The sequence below is a fragment of the Kitasatospora sp. NPDC059973 genome (assembly GCF_042737525.1).
In the GTDB taxonomy this organism is placed as follows: domain Bacteria; phylum Actinomycetota; class Actinomycetes; order Streptomycetales; family Streptomycetaceae; genus Kitasatospora.
The window spans coordinates 44,323-59,977 of the sequence record NZ_JBHWUI010000036.1 but is presented as its reverse complement, the minus strand read 5'-3'; the positions used below and the strand labels follow the sequence as shown (position 1 = coordinate 59,977).

General features: G+C 71.8%; 12 protein-coding genes. 9 read left to right on the top strand and 3 right to left on the bottom strand.

Translation table 11 applies throughout. The features are described 5' to 3' along the window. Nucleotides 1–60 precede the first annotated feature (60 nt). A complete protein-coding gene (locus ACFWA9_RS13090) occupies nucleotides 61–2,472 on the bottom strand; it encodes a glycoside hydrolase family 2 protein (protein WP_380386399.1) in 2,412 nt (803 codons plus the stop codon). Nucleotides 2,473–2,995: 523 nt separating this feature from the next. On the opposite strand from ACFWA9_RS13090, the gene ACFWA9_RS13085 reads away from it, so the two are divergent. Further along, nucleotides 2,996–4,051, top strand: coding sequence for a LacI family DNA-binding transcriptional regulator (locus ACFWA9_RS13085; RefSeq protein ID WP_380386401.1), 1,056 nt, complete (start codon nucleotides 2,996–2,998; stop codon nucleotides 4,049–4,051). A gap of 13 nt (nucleotides 4,052–4,064) precedes the next feature. Here ACFWA9_RS13085 and ACFWA9_RS13080 read toward each other — a convergent pair whose 3' ends face one another. Next, nucleotides 4,065–5,093 carry a LacI family DNA-binding transcriptional regulator gene (locus tag ACFWA9_RS13080; protein WP_380386396.1) on the bottom strand — a complete coding sequence of 343 codons (1,029 nt, stop codon included), beginning with the start codon at nucleotides 5,091–5,093 and terminating at the stop codon, nucleotides 4,065–4,067. A 275-nt stretch (nucleotides 5,094–5,368) separates the two neighbouring features. Then, a complete protein-coding gene (locus tag ACFWA9_RS13075; RefSeq protein ID WP_380386394.1) occupies nucleotides 5,369–6,370 on the bottom strand; it encodes an ROK family protein in 1,002 nt (333 codons plus the stop codon). 348 nt (nucleotides 6,371–6,718) lie between these two features. Between ACFWA9_RS13075 and ACFWA9_RS13070 the strand changes: the two genes are divergently transcribed. The 8 genes from ACFWA9_RS13070 to ACFWA9_RS13035 form a co-directional block, all read left to right on the top strand. Next, nucleotides 6,719–8,026, top strand: coding sequence for an extracellular solute-binding protein (locus ACFWA9_RS13070; RefSeq protein WP_380386391.1), 1,308 nt, complete (start codon nucleotides 6,719–6,721; stop codon nucleotides 8,024–8,026). A gap of 97 nt (nucleotides 8,027–8,123) precedes the next feature. Further along, the gene (locus tag ACFWA9_RS13065; RefSeq protein WP_380386388.1) at nucleotides 8,124–9,122 is read left to right on the top strand and encodes a carbohydrate ABC transporter permease; all 999 of its coding nucleotides are present in this window, start codon (nucleotides 8,124–8,126) and stop codon (nucleotides 9,120–9,122) included. Continuing rightward, nucleotides 9,119–10,000: a carbohydrate ABC transporter permease gene (locus tag ACFWA9_RS13060; RefSeq protein ID WP_380386385.1), complete on the top strand. Its 882-nt coding sequence runs from the start codon at nucleotides 9,119–9,121 to the stop codon at nucleotides 9,998–10,000. The genes ACFWA9_RS13065 and ACFWA9_RS13060 overlap by 4 nt, the downstream gene beginning before the upstream one ends. Before the next feature lie 97 nt (nucleotides 10,001–10,097). Next, nucleotides 10,098–11,126: a LacI family DNA-binding transcriptional regulator gene (locus ACFWA9_RS13055; RefSeq protein WP_380386382.1), complete on the top strand. Its 1,029-nt coding sequence runs from the start codon at nucleotides 10,098–10,100 to the stop codon at nucleotides 11,124–11,126. A gap of 94 nt (nucleotides 11,127–11,220) precedes the next feature. After that, nucleotides 11,221–12,414, top strand: a complete 1,194-nt coding sequence (gene manA / locus ACFWA9_RS13050) for a mannose-6-phosphate isomerase, class I (RefSeq protein WP_380386379.1) — start codon at nucleotides 11,221–11,223, stop codon at nucleotides 12,412–12,414. A 56-nt stretch (nucleotides 12,415–12,470) separates the two neighbouring features. Next, nucleotides 12,471–13,778, top strand: a complete 1,308-nt coding sequence (locus ACFWA9_RS13045) for a cellulase family glycosylhydrolase (RefSeq protein ID WP_380386376.1) — start codon at nucleotides 12,471–12,473, stop codon at nucleotides 13,776–13,778. Between the two features lie 66 nt (nucleotides 13,779–13,844). Beyond that, nucleotides 13,845–14,459, top strand: coding sequence for an SGNH/GDSL hydrolase family protein (locus ACFWA9_RS13040; protein ID WP_380386373.1), 615 nt, complete (start codon nucleotides 13,845–13,847; stop codon nucleotides 14,457–14,459). 119 nt (nucleotides 14,460–14,578) lie between these two features. Beyond that, nucleotides 14,579–15,655: glycoside hydrolase family 5 protein (locus ACFWA9_RS13035; protein WP_380386370.1), on the top strand; the 1,077-nt coding region annotated here is incomplete at its 3' end.

Below are 15,655 nucleotides of genomic sequence, written 5' to 3'. Positions count from 1 at the left end.
GCTGCCGGCGGTGGGAGCCCGGCAGCAGCGAGCCGCCAGCGGCGCGTCAGGTGGACCTGGTCACGCGGGTTCCACGCAGTACAGGGCGGTGCGGGCGGTGTCGGCGTCGACACCGGGCGCTCCGGTGATCCGGATCCGGGCCCGCTCGCCCGCGAGCAGGGTCAGGAGGCCTCGGTCGGCGACCGCGTCGGGCGCCAGCCGGTCCGCCTGCAGCAGCAGGTCGCGGACGAGGGTGTGGGCGGTGACCACGATGTCGAGGGCCGTGTCGTCGCCGGCCACCGGCTCCACGGTCACGTCGAACTCGGGCCGCGCGTAGTCGAAGTGCTTGTCCGGTACCGGGAAGTGCACCGCACGCAGGTCGTCGGCGTCGGCGGCCAGGAACTCCTTGGTCGAGCCGGCCGTCGGCGCCAGCGCGTTCGGTACCGGCAGGCGCAGCACCGAGCGGGCTTCGACGGTCACCGGCAGTTCGGTCGTCGTGGTGGTGGTGCCGTCGGCGGAGACCCTGCGCAGGGTGACGACGGTGTGCCAGGGCTGGGCTGCCTGGTTGGCCAGGGCGAGGGTCGGGGCGGCGTCGTCGGTGGTCGGCTGGATGGTGATGAGTCGGTCGGCGAAGACGCGGCGCAGCTCGTACCAGAGCGGCTTGAGGCGGCCGTCGCCGTCGATGGCGGCCCAGGAGGAGACCGGCCAGCAGTCGTTGAGCTGCCAGACGACGGTCCCCGCACAGCGGGGCCAGTGGGAGCGCCAGTGCTCGATGCCGGCGGCGACGGCGCGGGCCTGGACGACCTGGGTGAGGTAGTGCCAGCGGTCGAAGTCGGCGGGGAGGTCGAAGTGGCGCTCGACGCCGCGGTCGAGCTTGCCGTTGCCGTCCTCGGCCTTCTGGTGGTGGAGCATGCCGGGGGAGCCGGCGGCCAGTTCTTCGGTGGGCAGGGCGCGGCGCAGGGTGGCGTGGGCGGGCGGGGCTTGCCAGCCGAACTCGGCGACGAAGCGGGGGACGGTGGCCCGGTACTCGGCGTAGTCCTGGCGGTTCCACACCTCCCAGGAGTGGTGGGTGCCGTGGTCGACGTCGTTGGGGTGGTGGTCCCAGCTGCCGGACCAGGGGCTGCCGGCCGTGTAGGGGCGGGTGGGGTCGAGTTCGGCGACGATGCGGGGCAGCACGCCGAGGTAGTAGCCCTCGCCCCAGGAGGCCGAGGCGAGTTCGGTCTCCCAGCCCCAGTCGCGGAAGCCCCAGAGGTTCTCGTTGTTGCCGTTCCACAGCACGAGTGAGGGGTGCGGCATGAGGCGGACGACGTTCTCGCGGGCCTCGGCCTCGATCTCGCCGCGCAGCGGCTGCTCCTCCGGGTAGGCGGCGCAGGCGAAGAGGAAGTCCTGCCAGACCATCAGGCCGAGTTCGTCGCAGGTGTCGTAGAAGGCCTCGTCCTCGTAGATGCCGCCGCCCCAGACCCGCACGAGGTCGACGTTGGCCTCGGCGGCGCGGGTGAGGCGCTCCCGGTAGCGTTCGGGCGTGACCTGGCTGACCAGGGTGTCGTCGGGGATCCAGTTGACGCCCCGGACGAACAGGCGGACGCCGTTGACCGCCAGGGTGAAGCCGCTGCCGTGTTCGTCGTCGGAGGTGTCGAGCTCGATGGTGCGGAAGCCGACGCGGCGGTGCCAGCTGTCGAGCGGCCCCTGCGCGTCGGCGAGCGTCACGTCGAGGTCGTACAGGGCCTGGTCGCCGTAGCCGCGCGGCCACCAGAGCGCGGGGTCGGGGAGGTCCAGGACGATGACGGCGGTGTCCTGGCCGCCCGGGAGGGCGACCGTGGCGGTGTGGTCGCCGATGGTGGCGGTGGCCGTGAGCTCGCGGGCCGCGCCGGTGGTGGTGCGCTCCAGGTCGAGGTGGAGTTCGACGGTGCCGGTGGTGCCGTTGACGGTGGTGTGCGGGCGCACCCGGGCCAGTCGGGCGGTGGACCAGCGCTCGATCCGGGCCGGTCGCCAGATGCCGGCGCCGGGCAGGGTCGGGCCCCAGTCCCAACCGAAGCTCGCGGCCATCTTGCGGATGTACTGGAACGGCTCCGGATAGACGTTGGGGCGGTCGCCGACCAGGGCGCGCACCCGCTCGGCCTCCCGGTAGGCGCTGGTGAAGCGCACCGCCAGCTCGCCGGTCAGGCGGGTGGCGTCGAAGCGGTAGCCGCGGTGCATGTTGCGGGTGGAGCCGAGTTCCGTGCCGCCGAGGGTGATCGTGGCGGCGGTGTCGAGCCCTTCGAAGACCAGGTCGGTGCGCTCGTGCCGGGTGCCGTGGTCGGGCAGGTCCAGGGTGTAGGTCCAGTCCTGGCGGCTGACCCAGGCGACGTCGGTCTCGTTGGCCTCCAGGAACGGGTCCGGGGTCAGGCCGGCGGCCAGCAGATCGGTGTGGACGCAGCCGGGCACGGCGGCGGGGAGCCGACTCCCCGCGTGGTGCAGGGCCCAGCCCTGGTCGAGCTGGGTGACGTCCTTCATCGTTCGGCTCCATTCGCTGTGGGGGTGGTTCCGAAGGCGGGTGGGAGCAACCGTAGCCCCTCCTACTGAACCTGTCCATAAACCGGTTAGGTGAGGTTTCTGGGCCCAGTCGAGCGATGAAGTCCCTGCTGGGGCTGGCCATCGAGCCTACGGGAGCTCGCCGATCGTTGACGGTGAGCGTGGAGTTAAGTGCCGTTCCTTTACCGGTTCGCCAGCTGCGGTCGATCACTGGTGTGCGGCAGGCCGCCTGCTGAGCCGCACCGGCGCGCCATCTCCGACCGCGGGGGCGCGACCGGAGTCGGCGGCGGTCGCGCCGAGGCGGCCGCCGGCGCGTCCGGCTACGGCGCTCGTCGAGTTAACCGCTTCACTCCAATGGCGCCATTGTTGGCACCTGCTCGCTGTCAACCGCTGGTTAACCGGTTGCCCCGAGCATCCCGGGGCGGCTTCTGCGGACGCCCGGGCCCGTAGTAGCTTGGGGGCGCAAGGTCTGCCCCAGCCGTTCAGAAGGGTCCTCGTGGATCAGGTGTCCCCGCAGCAGCGTCCGGCCGGGCGACGGCCGACGATCGCCGACATCGCCAAGATCGTCGGCGTGTCGAAGGTCTCCGTCTCGAACGCGCTCAACGGCCAGCCGGGCGTCTCGGAGGCGACCCGGGCCCGGATCGCGGAGGTCGCCGAGGAGATCGGGTTCGTGCGCAACAGCGCCGCCCGGGCGCTGAGCGGGGCGAAGTCATCGGCGGTGGGTCTGGCGCTGGCGCGTCCGGCCCGGATGCTGGGGACCGAGCCGTTCTTCATGGAGCTGATCGGTGGGATCGAGAACATCCTGTCCGACGCCTCCTATTCGCTGGCGCTCCAGGTGGTCTCCGACCACGAACGCGGACTGGAGGCGTACCGGCGCTGGTGGGGCGAGCGGCAGATCGACGGTGCGATTCTGGTGGACCTGCGGGAGGACGACGCGCGGGTGCCGGCCCTGGAGGAGCTCGGCCTGCCGACGGTCGTCATCGGTCACCCGTCCGGCTCGGGTGGCCTGACCCCGGTGTGGTCCGACGACGCCGCGGCGATCCGCGAGACGCTGGAGTACCTCGCGGCGCTGGGCCATCACCGGGTCGGCCGGGTCGCCGGGCTCACCGGCCTGGTGCACACCTCACTGCGTGACGTGGCCTTCACCACCGTGTGCCGGGAGTTGGGGCTGGAGGCCGCGCCGGTCGTCCACACCGACTACACCGGCGTGGAGGGTGCGCGGGCGACGCGGCGTCTGCTGCTCACCCCCGACCGGCCCACCGCGATCCTGTACGACAACGACATCATGGCCGTGGCCGGCCTGTCGGTCGCGCAGGAGATCGGACTCCAGGTGCCCGGGGACCTGTCGATCGTCGCCTGGGACGACTCCCCACTCGTCCAGGTGGTACGGCCCGCGCTGACCGCGTTGACCCGGGACATCCACGCCTACGGCGCGCACGCCGCCCGGACTCTGCTGGCGCTGATCTCGGGGCAGAAGAGCGGCGGTTACGAAGACACCGCCCCGCAGCTGACACCCCGCGGAAGCACCGCCGCACCACGCGTCCGAGCGGCCCGGCCCTGAGCACGGGCAGGGCTCACGGCCGGCGCGGCGGCGGGCCGGTGGTACCGCGCGGGACCAGGACGGGCGTACCGGGAATGCGGGAATCGGCCCGTCCGGTGTCCAGCAGTTCGAGCAGGCACCGCGCGATCTCGGAGCCGAACGCGAACGGATCGTGGCTGAGGGCGGACAGTCCGGGCCTGGTGATCTGGCACAGGTCGGAGTCGTCCCAGGCGACGAGCGACACGTCCTCGGGGACCCGCAGGCCCAACTCGGCGGCGACCGACAGGCCGGCCACGGCCATGATGTCGTTGTCGTAGACGATCGCGGTCGGCCGCCGATCGGAGGCGAGCAGTTCCCGGGTGGCTCTGGCGCCCTGGTGCGCGGACAGGTCGGTGGGCACGTGGCGGTGGTCCTGGAGAGACAGTTCGACGGCGACGTCCTCGAACGCCCGCGAGCGGACCAGCGCGCTGCCGAGCCTGGCCGGGCCCGTGATGTGCGCGATCCGGCGGTGCCCCAGGACGGCGAGGTAGCGCACGGCCTCCGTGATCGCCGCCGCTTCGTCCATCCAGACCGCCGGGAAGGGCCCGCTGTGGTCCGGGTGGGTGACGGCGACCACCGGCATGCCCAGACGGTGGGTCGGCTCGATCCGGGGGTCGTCCGCGGTCACCCCGGTCAGCACCGCTCCGTTGACCTGGCCGGACTGCCACCACTGCTTGTAGAGGGCGATCTCCATCTCCCTGCTGGCGGTGAGGTGGAGCAGCAGGGAGCAGGGGCGTTCCGACAGGACGTTCTCGATGCCGCCGATGAGCGCCATGTGGAGGGCGTCGAGACCCTCGGCCACGGCGTCGCGGCTGATCGCCATGCCGATGGTGTGCACCCGGGGGCCGCGGGCCAGTGAACGGGCGGCGAGATTGGGGGACCAGCCGAGTTCGCGGGCGGCTTCGGTGATGCGGCGGCGGGTCTCCTGCGAGACGCCGGGCCGGTCGTTGAGGGCGAGCGAGACGGCGCCGGCGGAGACCCCGGCGCGGGCGGCGACGTCTCGGATCGTCACCCGGTGCTGCATGCTGTTCCCCTCCGACGGCTGGTGGCCCGGCGACGCGCGTGCACGCGTTCCCGGTACATCCTGTCAGGTCGCCCGGCCGGCGGACCGCCGCGTGCCCGCGGCTCATCTCGCGGGCGGCGGGGCCTTCTCCGCCGATCCCCGGGCCGTCGGGCGGGTGGGGATCCGGGTTCGGAGGGCAGGGCCGGCGCGGGACGGCGCCGTCGTCCGGCGGGTCGGCGCCGGCGTCCGGCGGGTCGGCGCCGTCGTCCGGCGGGTCGGCGGGAAGGCCAAGGGCGTCAGCGGTGGGCGGGCAGGGCCGGGAGGGCGAGGGCGGCGGCGCCGACCAGGCCGGCGTCGGTGCCCAGGTGCGCGGGCACCAGGCTCAGTCCGCGGGCGAAGGACAGGGTGGCGTACGAGGCGAGGTGGCGGGTGAGCGGGTCGAAGAGGACGGAGCCGGCCCTGGCCACGCCGCCGCCGATCACCGCGGCCTCGATCTCGACGAGGGTGGCGGTGGCGGCGATCCCGGCAGCCAGCGCCAGGGCGGCGCGGTCGTAGGCGGTCAGGGCGAGCGGGTCGCCGGCCCGGGCGGCGACGGCGACCGCGCCCGCGGTGGCGACGCCGTCCGGGCCGGGCCGCCAGCCGAGTTCCGCGGCGGTGCGGGCGATGGCGGTGCCGGAGGCCAGTCCTTCGAGGCAGCCGCGGGAGCCGCAGGGGCAGGGGCGGCCCCGGTAGTCGACGCTGATGTGGCCGAGGTGCCCGGCGTTGCCGGTGGCGCCGGTGTGCAGGCGGCCGTCGAGCACCAGCCCGGCGCCCACGCCGGTGGAGACCACCAGGCACAGTGCGTTGCGGAAGGGGCGGGCGGCGCCGCGCCAGTGTTCGGCCGCGGTCATGGCGACGGCGTCGCCGCCGAGCACGACCGGAAGGCCGCGGACGGCGGGGTGCACGGCGGCCTCGGAGCGCAGCGGGAAACCGCGCCAGCCGGGCAGGTTGACCGGGCTGACGGTGCCGGCGGCGATGTCGACGGGGCCGGCGCTGCCGATGCCGAGGGCCCGGACGTGCTGCCAGGCGGGGAGGCGGGCGAGGTCGTCGAGGACGTGGTCGACGGCGGCCATCAGCTCGTGCCGGTCACCGTCGGCGGGGGTGGGCACCTGGAGCTGGTGGAGCAGTGTGCCGTCGGTGTCGACCAGGCCGCCGGCGATCTTGGTGCCACCGATGTCGACAGCCGCGATCAGCGGTCCCGCGAGGGCGCCGCCCGGGGCCGGCCCAGCAGGTCCGGGTGTCGTTGCGGGAGCGGCCATATCGTAACTCATTGTAACTTCTCCGCAGGGGTGACAGGGGGCGCCGCAGTGCTGGACGGGGCGCCGCCGGGGCGATCCCGGTGATTCTGATCCACTGCGACAACGTTGTCCAGCGCACGCCGGTCGGGATCGGGGCATCAAGGACGATTCGATATCTTGTTAGGCAATATTTTAGTAAAGAGCACCTTGATTGGACACAGAACTGGTGGATATCAATGTTGACCGCTCTATGGACATGACGGCGAAGTGACGTCTACGTTAAGCGTCCAGCAGCCAGGGAGACCGGCCAGGCCTGCTGGATGTTGCCTCCCCCGTGTCACAAGACGATCAGCACGAAGGATGAGCGAGATGCGAAGAGGATGGGTGGCCGTCGCGGCCGCGACCACGGTGGTGCTCACGGCGTGTAGCAGCAACGGCGGCGACGGCGCTTCCTCGGTCCCGACGGTCAACGCCGACCCGGCCAAGGTGTCGGGCTCGATCACGGTCCTGACGAACCGCACGGACCAGCTCGGCGAGGGCATCCTGGACAAGTACGCCGCCGAGTTCAAGAAGGTCTACCCGAACGTCAAGGTGAAGTTCGAGGGGATGAAGGACTACGAGGGCGAAGTCAAGATCCGCATGAACACCGAGAACTACGGTGACGTGCTGCCGATCCCCTCGGACCTGTCCATCGCCCAGTTCCCCCACTTCTTCTCGCCGTTGGGCGAGGCCGCCGAGCTGTCGAAGCAGTACCAGTGGACCGACTACTCGACGGTGGCCGGCAAGGTCTACGGCATCGCCAACTACGGCACGGTGACCGGCTTCGTCTACAACAAGAAGGTCTGGGCGGACGCCGGCGTCACCGAGTGGCCGAAGACGCCGGAGGAGTTCGTCACCGCGTTGAAGGCCCTCAAGGCCAAGGGCGCCGCCACCCCGTACTACACCAACTACCACGACGGCTGGCCGCTGCGGCAGTGGACCGACGCGGTCAGCTCCCCGAGCTGCGACCCCGGGGCCAAGGACGCCATGGCCACCACACCGCTGCCGTGGACCGGCGGCAACGACATCTTCACCATCGACAGCCTGCTGTACTCGGTCGTCCACGAGAAGCTCTCCGAGGAGGACCCGACCACCACCAACTGGGACAACTCGAAGGTCCTGCTGGCCACCGGCAAGGTCGGGTCGATGTACCTCGGCTCCTGGTCCATCGCGCAGGTGCGCGATGCCGCCTCCAAGGCCGGCGCGAACCCGGACGACATCGGCTACATGCCCTTCCCCTCGACGACCGGCACTCCGTGCACCGTCCTGCAGCCGGACTACAAGTACGCGATCAACAAGCACTCCAAGAACCAGGAAGCGGCCCGGGCCTGGATCGACTGGTTCGTCAACAAGTCCGGTGCCGCTCAGGACGAGCAGGGCATCTCCTCCGTCAAGGGCACCGAACTCCCCGGCGCGCTCAAGCCGTTCATCGAGAAGGGCGTGCGGATGATCAGCCAGGACCAGGAGAAGCTGGCCGCGGTCAAGAAGATCGACAAGGGCGCGGAGATCAACCTGGACGCCCCGGACTACCGGCAGAAGCTGGTCGACATCGCCCGCGGCGCCGCCGCCGGCGACCAGAAGAGCTACTTCGCCGAGCTCAACAAGAAGTGGTCCGAGTCGCAGAAGACGGTCGGCTGACCCACGGGACCGAGCGGCGCGGCCCGGGCCCACCCGCTCTGACATCGGGGCCGGGCCGTGCCGCTCACCGGACGCCAGGACCTACGAAGGAACGAAGATGACTGCACTGCAGAGGGACCGGGGCACCGGAAAGCCCCCCGCGCGGACCACCCTCGCCGCCGCCCCGGCCGACCGGGGCCGCGTCGCCCGGCGCAAGGGTGTCCGGGACCGCGTCGCCCGGCGCGAGGGCGTCCGCAGGCACTGGTGGTTCACCCCGTGGCTCTACCTGCTGGTGCCGCTCGGGCTGCTGGTGACCTTCACCTACCTGCCGATCGGCGACATGATCGGCTACAGCTTCACCGACTGGGACGGCATCAGCCCGGAGAAGAACAACGTCGGGTTCGAGAACTACACCGACCTGTTCACCCGCCCCGAGCTGTTCAAGGTGTTCCTGGTCAGCGGCGTCTACCTGATCGCCGCGGTGGTGCAGATCTGCCTGGCGCTCTACTTCGCCACCGTGCTGAGCTTCGACACCAGGTTCCGGAACTTCTTCAAGGGCATCCTCTTCTTCCCGTACCTGATCAACGGCGTCGCGATCGGCTTCGTCTTCCTCTATTTCTTCCGGCCGCACGGCACCCTGGACTCCCTGCTCGCGCTCCTCGGTGTCCACGGCGAGCACCTCTGGATGGGTGACCCGGACCTGGTCAACACGTCGCTGGCCGGCGTGTCGGTGTGGCGCTACACCGGCCTGAACCTGGTGCTGTTCCTCGGCGCCATCCAGTCCATCCCGCCCCACCTCTACGAAGCGGCCGCGCTCGACGGCGCCAACCGCTGGCAGCAGTTCCGCCACATCATCGCGCCCAGCATCAAGCCCGTCATCAGTCTCAGCGCGATCCTCGCCGTCTCCGGCTCGCTGGCCGTCTTCGAGATCCCCTACATCATGACCGGCGGCGCCAACGGCTCGCAGACCTTCGTCATCCAGAGCATCAACATGGCCTTCAAGTTCGACAAGTACGGCCTCGCCTCGGCCAGCGCCGTCGTCCTGCTCGTCCTGATCCTGCTCGTCACCTGGATCCAGCGCCGCCTGGTGCCGGAGGAGAGGGTGGAACTGTCGTGACCACCGACCCCGTCACCCCCGCGCGGCACCCCCGCGCCGCGGGGAGGATCCACGCCCGGTCCGCCGCCGCCGGCGGCGCCAAGTACCTCTCCCTGGTCCTGGCCGGCGCCGTCGTGCTGATCCCGCTCGTGGTGATCATGTTCACCGCCCTGAAGACCCGTCAGGAGGCCCTCGACACCGGCCCGCTCGACCTGCCGGGCAACTGGCTCAACTTCGAGAACTTCCACATCGCCTTCACCCAGGGCAAGATGCTGCCCGCCTTCCTCAACACCACCTTCATCCTGCTGGTCTCGGTGACCGGCACGGTGGTCATCGGCTCGATGACCGCCTTCGCCATCGACCGCTTCGACTTCCGGCTGAAGAAGCTCGTCATGGCGCTCTTCCTGCTGGCGAGCCTGGTGCCCAGCGTCACCACCCAAGTGGCGACCTTCCAGATCATCGACAACCTGGGCGCGTTCAACACCCGCTGGGCGCCGATCCTGCTCTACCTCGGCACCGACATCATCTCGATCTACATCTTCCTGCAGTTCATCCGCTCCATCCCGGTCTCCCTCGACGAAGCCGCCCGCCTCGACGGTGCCAACAGCTTCACGATCTACTGGCGGATCATCCTGCCGATGCTCAAGCCCGCCATCGCCACCGTGGTGATCGTCAAGGGCGTGACCGTCTACAACGACTTCTTCATCCCCTTCCTCTACATGCCCTCCAGCGACCTGGGCACCATCTCCACCTCACTGTTCCGCTTCCAGGGACCGTTCGGCGTCAACTGGGAGATCATCTCCGCCGGCACCATCCTGGTCATCCTGCCCACGCTGGTGGTCTTCCTCGCCCTCCAGCGCCTGATCTACGCCGGCTTCGCCGCCGGCTCCAGCAAGTGAACCGGCTCCCCGGGGCGACGGTCCGGCGGCACCGCACCCGCGCCGCGGTGCCGCCGGCCCGGAACGCGGCCCGGAGCACCGCCGGGAGGGCACGGCGATGAGCGTACGCGTCACCATCCGCGACGTCGCCGCCCGCGCGGGTGTCTCCGCCGGCGCCGTATCACTGGCCCTCAACGACAGGCCCGGGGTGTCCGCGCCCACCCGGCAGCGGATCCGGGCCGCCGCCGAAGAACTCGGCTGGGTGCCCGACCGAGCCGCCCGCAGCCTGGCCCGGCGGGCCCCCGGCAGCGAGACCGTCGGACTGGTCCTCGCCCGCCCGGCGCACCAACTCGGCCTGGAACCCTTCTACATGGAGTTCATCTCCGGCATCGAGAGCGTCCTGGCGGAGCGCTCGGCGACCCTGCTGCTGCGCCTGGTGCGCGATCGCGAGCAGGAGATCGCCGTGCACCGCACCTGGTGGCGCGCCCGCCGCGTCGGCGGCGCCGTCCTGGTCGACCTCACCGAGGCCGACCCCCGTGTCCCGGCGGCAGCCGCGCTCGGCCTGCCCGCCGTGGCGGCCGGCCACCCGACGCTCGCCGGCGGGACGCTGGCCGCCGTCTGGACCGACGACTGCGCCGCCGTCGAGGACGCTGTCCGCTACCTGGCGATGCTCGGCCACCGCCGGCTGGCCCGGGTCGGCGGCGACCCGGCACTCGGCCACACCGCCATTCGTACCCGGGCGCTGGAGGCCGTCGCCGAACAGCTCGGCCTGGAGCCGCCGCGCAGCCTGCCCACCGACTTCTCCGGCCGGGCCGGCGCCCGGGCCACCCGGATGCTGCTGGCCTCCGCCGACCGCCCCACCGCGATCATCTACGACAACGACATCATGGCCGTGGCCGGCATCGCCGTCGCCGCCGAACTCGGCCTCCGGGTACCCACCGACCTGTCGCTGATCGCCTGGGACGACTCCCAGCTGTGCCGGCTCACCCACCCCCCGCTGTCCGCGATGAGCCACGACGTCCACGGCTACGGAGCCCTCGTCGCCCGCACCCTGTTCGACGTCATCGAGCACCAGCGACCGCCCACCGGCCCGGCCTCCACCCCTGTCCTGGTGCCGCGCGGCAGCAGCGGGCCACCGGCCCGCTGACTCCCTCCCACAGACTCCCGACCCGTCCCCGACTCCTCGTGAGGGTGAGGAGGCCCGGGGACGGGTCGGGGACCACGCACACCGGAGCACCGACATGACCGCCGACCTGCTCACCACTCCCATCCGCCACTACAGCTGGGGGTCCACCACCGCGCTCGCCGAACTGACGGGCCGCCGGCCCACCGGCGTACCCGAGGCCGAGCTGTGGATGGGCGCCCACCCCGGCGCTCCCGCCCGGATCGACCGCGGCCACGGCAGCGAAGGCCTGGACACCGTCATCACCCGGGATCCGCAGCACGAGCTCGGCGGCCGGGTGGCCGGCCGCTTCGGACCCCGCCTGCCCTTCCTGCTGAAGCTCCTGGCCGCCGACCACGCCCTCTCCGTGCAGGTCCACCCGACGACCGCCCAGGCGACGGCCGGGTACGACGGGGAGCAGGCCGCCGGCATCCCGCTGGACGCCCCGCACCGGATCTACCGCGACCGCCATCACAAGCCCGAACTGATCTGCGCACTGAGCGACTTCGAGGCACTCTGCGGCTTCCGCGACCCGAGGGCCACCGCCGCGCTCTGGGAGCGGCTGGCACTGCCGGTACTGGACCCCTGGATCCGGCAGCTGCGTACCGCCCCCGCTGACCAGGCACTGCGCACCGTGCTGACCGGCGCACTCGCCGAGGACCGGACCAGGGGAGAGCAGGCCGCCGCCGAACTCCCCTCCGCCCTGGCGGACCTGGCCTCCGGTGCCGACCCGGACGCGGCCACCTGGGCCGCCTACCGGGGCGCCGCCCTCGACCACCCCGGCGACCCGGGGATCCTCGCCGCGATGCTCCTCAACCACGTCCGGCTGGGCCCGGGCCAGGCCCTCTACCTGGACGCCGGTGTTCCGCACGCCTACCTGCACGGCCTCGGCGTCGAGATCATGGCCAACTCCGACAACGTGCTGCGCTGCGGCCTCACCCCCAAGCACGTCGACACCGCCGGACTGGCCGCCGTGGTCGACTTCCGTCCCACCGCGCCGCAGCACGTCCCCGCCGTCCCCGTCGGGCCCGAAGAGCTCGAGTTCCTCACCCCCGCCGAGGAGTTCAGCCTCTCCCGCATCGAACTCGGAGCGCCCCTGCGGATCGCGGACGACGGACCGCAGATCCTGCTCTGCGTCCGCGGCACCGCCCGGGTCGACGGCGGGCCCGCCCTCGGACCCGGCCGGTCCGCCTACCTGCCCGCTGCCGGCGGACCCGTCCGGCTGGACGGTGACGCCACCCTGTTCCGCGCCAAGGTCCCGCGGGCCCGCTGACCGGACCCTCACGTCCCCAGGCACCATCCCACCCGCCGCTTGTCCGGAGGAGACCCGTGAACGACCAGCCCCGCACCACCGGCCGCCGCACCCTGCTCGGCGCCGTCGCCCTCGGCGTCGCCGCCACCCCGCTGCTCGGCGTCGCCGCCTCCGCCACCACTGGCGCCGGCCAGGACGACGAGCAGCGGCAGGGCCGCGGCAGCGAGGACGGCGCACGGCGCTCGTTCGTCACCGCCAGAAACGGTGAACTGCGCTTGAGCGGACGGAAGTTCCGCTTCGGCGGCACCAACTGCTACTACCTGCACCAGCAGTCCCACTACATGATCGACGCCGTGCTGAACGACGCCGCCGCGATGGGGCTGACCGTGATCCGCGCCTGGGCCTTCGCCGACGGCGACGGCCACTCCCACCGAGCCCTCCAGCCCAAGCCCTTCCAGTACGACGAGGCCGCCTTCGACAGCCTCGACTACGCCGTCCACAAGGCCGGCCGGCTCGGTCTCCGTCTGGTCCTCCCGCTGGTCAACAACTGGCCCGACTACGGCGGCATGCGCCAGTACGTCTCCTGGTTCCTCGACCTGCCCGACGACTCCTACGGCGACGGCCCCCACCACGACCGCTTCTACACCGACGCCACCTGCAAGAAGGCCTACCGGGCCTGGGCCAAGCACGTCATCGGGCGCCGCAACCGCTACACCGGGCTGCGCTACGACGACGACCCCACCGTCATGGCCTGGGAGCTCGCCAACGAGCCGCGCTGCCGCAGTGACAAGTCCGGCGCCACGCTCCTCGGCTGGGCCCGCGAGATGAGCGACTACGTCAAGGCCCTGGCCCCCCGCCAGCTCCTCGCCGTCGGCGACGAGGGCTTCTACGGCGAGCCCGGCCACGCGGACTATCCCTACTCCGACTACGAGGGCAGCGACTGGCGCAAGCTCACGGCGCTGCCCGCCGTCGACTACGGGACCGTGCACGTCTACCCGCAGAACTGGGGGGAGACCAGCGGCTCGAAGCACGGCGCCAACGCCACCGAATGGGGCACCCGCTGGATCACCGACCATCTCGCCGACGGCCGCGAGCTCCGCAAACCCGTCGTCGTCGAGGAGTTCGGCCTGCAGATCGACCCGGCCCGCGACATCCCCGACGCCGCGACCCGCGACGCCGCCTATCGCGCCTGGACCGACGCCGCACTCGCGAACGGCGCGGCCGGCGACCAGTTCTGGCTGCTCACCTCCCGCGTCGACGACGGCTCCTTCTACCCCGACCACGACGGCCACCGGGTGATGTGGAACAACGACCCGGCCAACCCCACCCGTGCCGGCGCGCAGCTCTTCGCAGCCCATGCGAAGGCGATGGCCGCGGCGGGCTGACCCACTGACCGCCCGCCGCCCGGTGACCGTCAGCCCGGGCGGCGGGCCCTCCGGAAGGAGTCCCGCATGCACCCCCGCACCACCGTCCTCTTCCAGGGCGACAGCATCACCGAGGCCGGCCGCGACCGCGGCTGCTCCGGAGACCTCGGCCACGGCTACGCCGCGCTGGCCGCCGCCGGGCTCCCCGGTACCCCGGCGGTGCTCAACCGGGGCGTGGGCGGCGACCGCCTCACGGACCTGCGCGCGCGGTGGCCGGCCGACACCCTCGCTCACCGGCCCGGGCTGGTCTCCGTCCTGATCGGCGTCAACGACACCTGGCGCCGCCACGACCGGGGGCTGCCGGGCCCGGTCGACCGGTGGGAGCGGGACTACCACCGGCTGCTCGGAGACCTGTCCGGGCACTGCGCTCCCCGACTGGTGCTGATCGAGCCGTTCCTGGTGCCCGTGCGGGAGGAGCAGTGGGGCTGGCGGGCCGACCTCGACGCCCGGATCCAGGCCGTCCGCCGCCTCGCCGCCGCGCACGACGCGGGCCTGCTGGCCGCCGACGGCTTGCTCAACCAGGCCGCCCGGACGGCGGGCGATCCCGCCCTGATCGCGGCCGACGGCGTGCACCCCACCCCACTCGGCCACCGCCTGCTGGCCGACGCGTGGCTCGCCCTGGTGAGCGCCCCGAAGGCCTGACGCCCCATCACCGGTAGGCCGTTCGAGAACGACTGGAGGGCGATGACGGCGTCGACGCGTACCCGCGCGTCGGTCAAGGCCATCGACTCCAGGCCCCCACAAACGATTTGAGGAGAGCCATGGACAAGCCGCAGAGCCGCAGAGCGCTCACGACGGTCGGAGCAGCACTCGCGGCCGCCTTCGGGTTGCTGTTCGGGGTGTTCGGGTTCGCCCCGGGCGGTGCCCAGGCCACCGGTACCGGCATCCACGTCAGTAACGGACGCGTGTACGAGGCCAACGGGAGCCAGTTCGTGATGCGAGGGGTCAACCACGCGTACACCTGGTACCCCACCCGGACCACCGCCATCGCCGACATCGCGGGCAGGGGCGCCAACACCGTCCGTGTCGTGCTCAGCAACGGCGACCGCTGGACCCGCACCGGCTCCGCCGAGCTCGCCACCCTGATCGACCAGTGCAAGCGCGCCAAGGTGATCTGCGTGCTGGAGGTCCACGACGCCACCGGCTACGGCGAGGACGGCGCCGCCACCACGCTCGACCGGGCCGCCCAGTTCTGGGTGGACAACAAGAGCGTCCTTGCCGGCCAGGAGGCCTACGTCGTCGTCAACATCGCCAACGAACCCTGGGGCAACAGCGGTTACGCCGCCTGGACCGCCGCCACCAAGAGCGCGATCAGCAGGATCCGCGCCGCCGGCCTCCACCACGCCCTGATGGTCGACGGGCCGAACTGGGGCCAGGACTGGTCCCACACGATGCGCGACAACGCCGGCTCGGTCTTCCAGTCCGACCCCGACCGCAACACGATCTTCTCGATCCACATGTACGGCGTCTACGACACCGCCGCCGAGGTCCAGTCCTACCTCGGCGCCTACGTCAACGCCGGACTGCCCATCGTGATCGGTGAGTTCGGCGCCAACCACAGCGACGGCAACCCCGACGAGGACGCCATCATGGCCACCGCCCAGTCCCTCTCGGTCGGCTACATCGGCTGGTCCTGGAGCGGCAACGGCGGCGGCGTCGAGTACCTCGACCTGGTCGACGGCTTCGACAAGAACTCGCCGACCGCCTGGGGCAAGCGGTTCTTCGACGGAGCCAACGGCATCGCCGTCACCGCCCGCCCCGCCACGATCTACGACCGGCCCGGCCAGTCGCCCTCGCCATCCCCGCTGCCGACCAGGGCGCCGAACGGCTACCCGTAC